Genomic DNA, 4,751 nt, shown 5'->3' with positions numbered 1-4,751 from the left:
AGCCAGCGCTGCAAATCTTTGATGGTTTCTGAACCGGAGGCGGCATCATCAGAAACCCAATCCCAGCCACTCGTCAGCCCAGGGTTAGCACTCGCCTGAGATGCAGGCTGACTTGAGACGATGCCATCTACCACCTCAAGCGCAGCGAGCCTCTGATACATACGTGTAGTTTCACTTCCCCAGTAACCATCAACCTCAAGCGCATTCGCACTCGTCGCGGTTACCAAGGTCGAGCCGAAGGCGAGCATACCCGCAGCGGGTACGCCAATGGCGGTAGTACGCAACAACTTACGACGGGAAAGTCCGGTATTTTCGAGAGTCATAATACTCCTTCCTCAACTAAGGCTCATAAAAGGTTTGAAGCAATCTTGGCACCAGTCAAAAGCTCACAAGCCCCAATATCACTTCTTCACACAACTTAGTTGCGAATTATTTATTCAAAGAGGCTGGCGGCGTCACGATCAGCATCTTCAACAGCCTGAACTGCCTGGTCTCGTTCTTGAGCCATCGCTTCAGCCTTCTGCGCAGCATCACGCAGATCCGCAGCGGCAGAATCATTAATCGCGATGTTATCCTGGTCAAACTTATTTGCTAGATCTGTAGCGTCCCGGGCTTCTTGATGAAGCTGCTCAGATTCTGCCTGCATTGCGCCTGTCGAGTTATCAGCAATCCCTGCATTCGCCGCCGGAGCCGTCATGAAACCAAGCGCTAGCAGGGCACCCACAATGGGGGTCACGAACAAGGTTACACGCATCGACTTACGACGAGGATGATCAGATTTACGAAATATCATTTTTTCTCCTCAATTAGTTCGAATAGGACTGTGCACTAACTGGTGAAAGAGCAACACCGGGTTTTAGCCGACGTACTGGTTAATCTCGTTCTGCAAAGCCTCAATAGTTGGTGATGGACTATCTAAAGTTCCATCCGCCGTCAGACCATAATGCTCTTGTAAAAGCTTGATATGAACGCCTGTGATGCTGTAGCCAGTTACATTCCCACCCCATTCCTCAATTTTGAGGAAAAGATGTTGCCCATGAGTCCCGGATCCAAGCCATTGATACATGGCCAGCATGGTTGGGGAACCAGAGGCCTGTGCATCATCGACCCATTCCCAACCGCTGACGATACCCGAGCAGGATGGAGCCATACTTGATGGCTGAGAACTAATAACTCCATCCACCGACAACCCGGCCCCACGCACGGCATTCATAAAGCGTTGGAGCCCTGCCGAGGTTTCCTCACCCCAGTAACCATCAACGCTAACCGCACTCGCACTTGTTGCGGTCACCAGAGTGGAGCCGAAAGCCAGCAAACTCGCGGCGGGTACGCCTACAGCAGCGGTACGCACCAGCCTGCGGCGAGAAATACCAGAATGTTCGTTCGTCATTTTATTCTCCTTCAGGATGAAAATATATGTCCGCAGAGAAGCACCAACGTGCTTTTCACGCATCATCAAATCTCACGTAGAGCTAACCGACGTACTGGCTAATCTCGTTCTGCAAAGCCTTGATAGTCTCTGAAGGTCCATCTAGGCGACCATCTGCCGTGAGACCGTAATGATTTTGCAGAGCCTTGATGGTATTGGGGCCAATCGTGCCGTCGGCCTCCACGCCACCCAGCCAACGCTGCAGGTAATAGATGGTGAAGTCGTAGCCTTGCGCTCCCCCATCGGATTCCCATTGCCATCCGCTGCCCAGCCCGGGGTTTGCGGACTGCTGCGATACAGGCTGATATTTCACGACACCGTCTTCATACCCGTATGTAGGCTGACCGAGTTCCTGCGCAAATATATTGAAGAAAAACTTTTGAAGCTGCGAGGTTGTCTCGGAACCCCAATAACCATCAGCCTCAAGCGACTGAGCAGCTGGGACGCTAACGATGCTGAACCCCAGCGCCAAAACGCCTGCGGCGGGAATGCCTATGGAGGCGGTGCGCAGCAAGCGACGACGCGAAATACCAGAATGTTCATTCGACATAGTGATACCCTCCTTTGCGTATTTTCAGGTACAGAAAGCTAGAGCTGGAAGATGTCTTCCTTGTCGGGATGATGGATATACCACTAGATGGCCGATCCACCCTCCCGACACGTGAAGAACTGTCACATTGGATTAGCCAACGTACTGGTTGATCTCCTTTTGCAAGGCCTTAATGGTCTGCGATGGAGCTGACAGAACGCCGTCGCGGGTAAGCCCATAATGGCCCTGCATGAGCTTGATGTGTGTAGGCGAAATTTGGTTATTGGACAAAGGTTCGCCCGTTTCTTGAATCAAAGACGCGCTCCCTTCTTGCGTCTTTGCCTCAAGAGTATCGTCTGGATCATGAGTCAGCCACATAAACATCAGCCCGATAGTGGGAGATCCCTTGGCCTGAGAATCTTCTACCCACTCCCAACCACCAACGATGCCGGAGCAGGAAGAAGCCATGCTCAAAGGCTGAGAGCTGATCATGCCATCAACGTCCAATCCAGCACTCAGAAAGGCATTCAGAAATTTCTGAAAACCTGTCGAGGTCTCCGAACCCCAGTAGCCGTCAACATCAACAGCATTCGCGCTCGTTGCAGTTACCAAGGTCGAGCCGAAAGCGAGTAGACCAGCAGCAGGCACGCCAATAGCGGTAGTACGCAACAGCTTACGGCGAGAAAGTCCAGGATTTTCGAGAGTCATCAGGAATACCCTCCTTTGCGTATTTTTTCTGGTGCAGGAAGTTGGAGAAGATTTCAGCACACCATAAAACCATCACCGGTAGTAGCGTTAATTATTCTTCGCTATCTCATCATTGTCTGCGCGAAGGTAATGGTTAATTTCATTCTGCAGAGTCAGAATTGTCGGCGACGGTCCATCTAGTGTTCCATCCGCTGTCAGTCCATAATGGGCTTGCAGGGCACTGATAGTCTCAGAACCAAAAATCCCGTCAGCTCCAACACCTAGCCAAGTTTGCATCGCAACTATTGTTTGGGAGCCAGATGCTTGAGCATCATCAACCCACTCCCAGCCACCAGCAAGACCGGGACATGAAGCCTGCAGACTTGACGGCTGAGAACTAATCACACCATCCACGCTCACCTGAGCATGCTGGGTAATATTTAAGAAAGTTTGGAGCCCACTGGAAGTTTTTGACCCCCACCAGCCATCAGCACCAACTAGCGCGTGATAAGCCTGCGCGCTTGGTGCGGTCACAAGGGTCGAGCCGAAAGCGAGCAGACCAGCAGCAGGCACGCCAATAGCGGTAGTACGCAGCAACTTACGGCGAGAAAGTCCGGGATTTTCGAGAGTCATGTTACTTATCTTCCTTTCACATGGTGGTTGGATACGCGCACTCGCCACTGTAGAGCTACAAAAAGCATTGTGGATTGCGTACTATCTGTGAACGCCTCATAAAAGAAGGCGCAGGGTTATGACATTTCCTCTTCCGGAGCGAGGATTTTATTTAGGGTGCTCAGAATATATCTGCAAGAGCTGCATACCAGCAACACATCTCAAAGTGATGTTTTGGTCACCTCATATAATGCATTTACTGCGTAGCGCTTTCCTGAACGCCTCTGCCCCTACCGTAGAAGCCACACGGGCGAGTTTTCAACCCTTTGAGGCTGTTTTGCCACATCGCGCAAGACAGAAGTTCATGTATTTTATGCTCTATATCAGAGTGGTCATTGTTCAAAATTTTTAAATGTCATATTTCTTATTCGGGCATGTCACATAAAAATATAACGCCACGCTTCGTAAGTTTTTATAAACACTTCATGTTTTAAATATTTTTTCTTAGGTGTTTCAATAAGTAAATCTCTATAAGCATGCTTTAATCCCCACGAGCAGATAGTATTTTGGCGAGCAGATAGCAATCCGTTATCTGCTCGCCAAAATACTATCTGCTCGCGCCTCATCAAACCTGACGCATAGGGACTTTAGGATCCGTGAAAACTAATTCTAGGCCTGTTCTTCTGCCGCTGATCAGATAGATAATCAACAACGATGAGAACTGCAATAGCAACGTCTTGAAAACGCTGGTCGTACACAGTGATCTGATATTTGTCGCGCATCTTAAACCTAGGCTTGTGAATAGCGGCGACGATACCTCCTTCAAGAACAATCTCAAAGTTACCTTCCCAGAAACTACCCCCGATCTGAAGCGGAGTCTGGTTGAGGTAGGCCTCTATGTTGAGCCCCGCGAGTTTAAACCGTTTGCGCATATGCAGCTGGTCGCCGGTGGAAAAGCCAACATTGAAAACGGTACCGAGCCCAAGCTGCCGCTCCAGCGTGAACTGCACGCCGGTCTCAACGTTCGTCACATTCATGTTTTTGCCAAGAACCCGGTAGTTCTCATCAACCTGATATACCGTGTACCCGCCTTCGTCGGTGACGACATAGTGGTCGGTAATTTTGAAGATTTTCTGCGCCGCGTAAAGCTGCCGCATCATGCTCTCCTCTCTATGTGTTTCGGTGGTGTCGTTGGTAGCTCAACCATAGCACCGCGTATATCCTCAACAGCGGATTGTCTTCACCGTACACGTATGCCCCCCCAACAGAGGGAATAAGACTTTAGGCGTGGAATCGCCAAGTACAGCCGAAGGCAAAGGGATTCTAGAGCGATTCATCAGGCACCCCTTCGGATACCTCATGCTGCTTTTGTTCTAAAGATTTGTCTGTCTTTTTAATGCTATTCGTCATAACAACAATCATTGAGATGCCCAAAATAATCTCATAGAGGGCTGCTATAAAGCCCACTATTGTAAAAGAGCTCTCGGCAGATGA

At 49.8% G+C, this 4,751-nt stretch carries 7 protein-coding genes; all 7 read right to left on the bottom strand.

Going from position 1 to position 4,751, the window contains the following annotated elements; all coding sequences use genetic code 11:
- On the bottom strand, nucleotides 1–323 hold a 323-nt coding region (locus tag HMPREF2625_RS00220), incomplete at its 3' end, for a muramidase (RefSeq protein ID WP_070520847.1).
- A gap of 110 nt (nucleotides 324–433) precedes the next feature.
- Nucleotides 434–793 carry a hypothetical protein gene (locus tag HMPREF2625_RS00215; protein ID WP_238789186.1) on the bottom strand — a complete coding sequence of 120 codons (360 nt, stop codon included), beginning with the start codon at nucleotides 791–793 and terminating at the stop codon, nucleotides 434–436.
- A gap of 63 nt (nucleotides 794–856) precedes the next feature.
- Complete coding sequence (locus tag HMPREF2625_RS00210; protein WP_041321908.1) at nucleotides 857–1,390, bottom strand: hypothetical protein; 534 nt, start codon at nucleotides 1,388–1,390, stop codon at nucleotides 857–859.
- Nucleotides 1,391–1,472: 82 nt separating this feature from the next.
- On the bottom strand, nucleotides 1,473–1,979 hold the full coding sequence (locus HMPREF2625_RS00205) for a peptidoglycan-binding domain-containing protein (protein ID WP_041321654.1): 507 nt from the start codon (nucleotides 1,977–1,979) through the stop codon (nucleotides 1,473–1,475).
- Between the two features lie 132 nt (nucleotides 1,980–2,111).
- The gene (locus HMPREF2625_RS00200; RefSeq protein WP_070520308.1) at nucleotides 2,112–2,666 is read right to left on the bottom strand and encodes a chemotaxis protein CheA; all 555 of its coding nucleotides are present in this window, start codon (nucleotides 2,664–2,666) and stop codon (nucleotides 2,112–2,114) included.
- Nucleotides 2,667–2,753: 87 nt separating this feature from the next.
- A complete protein-coding gene (locus HMPREF2625_RS00195; RefSeq protein ID WP_070520305.1) occupies nucleotides 2,754–3,278 on the bottom strand; it encodes a peptidoglycan-binding domain-containing protein in 525 nt (174 codons plus the stop codon).
- A gap of 626 nt (nucleotides 3,279–3,904) precedes the next feature.
- On the bottom strand, nucleotides 3,905–4,417 hold the full coding sequence (locus HMPREF2625_RS00190; RefSeq protein WP_070520301.1) for an LURP-one-related/scramblase family protein: 513 nt from the start codon (nucleotides 4,415–4,417) through the stop codon (nucleotides 3,905–3,907).
- Nucleotides 4,418–4,751: the final 334 nt, after the last annotated feature.

It is taken from the genome of Rothia sp. HMSC064D08 (assembly GCF_001809525.1).
Classification (GTDB): Bacteria; Actinomycetota; Actinomycetes; order Actinomycetales; family Micrococcaceae; genus Rothia; species Rothia dentocariosa.
This window is presented reverse-complemented; position numbering and strand designations above follow the sequence as displayed.

Excerpts from the sequence above, each read along its gene's own strand:
- HMPREF2625_RS00215 (WP_238789186.1), bottom strand. The coding sequence starts at position 793 with ATGATATTTCGTAAATCTGATCATCCTCGTCGTAAGTCGATGCGTGTA.
- HMPREF2625_RS00210 (WP_041321908.1), bottom strand. The coding sequence starts at position 1,390 with ATGACGAACGAACATTCTGGTATTTCTCGCCGCAGGCTGGTGCGTACC.
- HMPREF2625_RS00205 (WP_041321654.1), bottom strand. The coding sequence starts at position 1,979 with ATGTCGAATGAACATTCTGGTATTTCGCGTCGTCGCTTGCTGCGCACC.
- HMPREF2625_RS00200 (WP_070520308.1), bottom strand. The coding sequence starts at position 2,666 with ATGACTCTCGAAAATCCTGGACTTTCTCGCCGTAAGCTGTTGCGTACT.
- HMPREF2625_RS00195 (WP_070520305.1), bottom strand. The coding sequence starts at position 3,278 with ATGACTCTCGAAAATCCCGGACTTTCTCGCCGTAAGTTGCTGCGTACT.
- HMPREF2625_RS00190 (WP_070520301.1), bottom strand. The coding sequence starts at position 4,417 with ATGATGCGGCAGCTTTACGCGGCGCAGAAAATCTTCAAAATTACCGAC.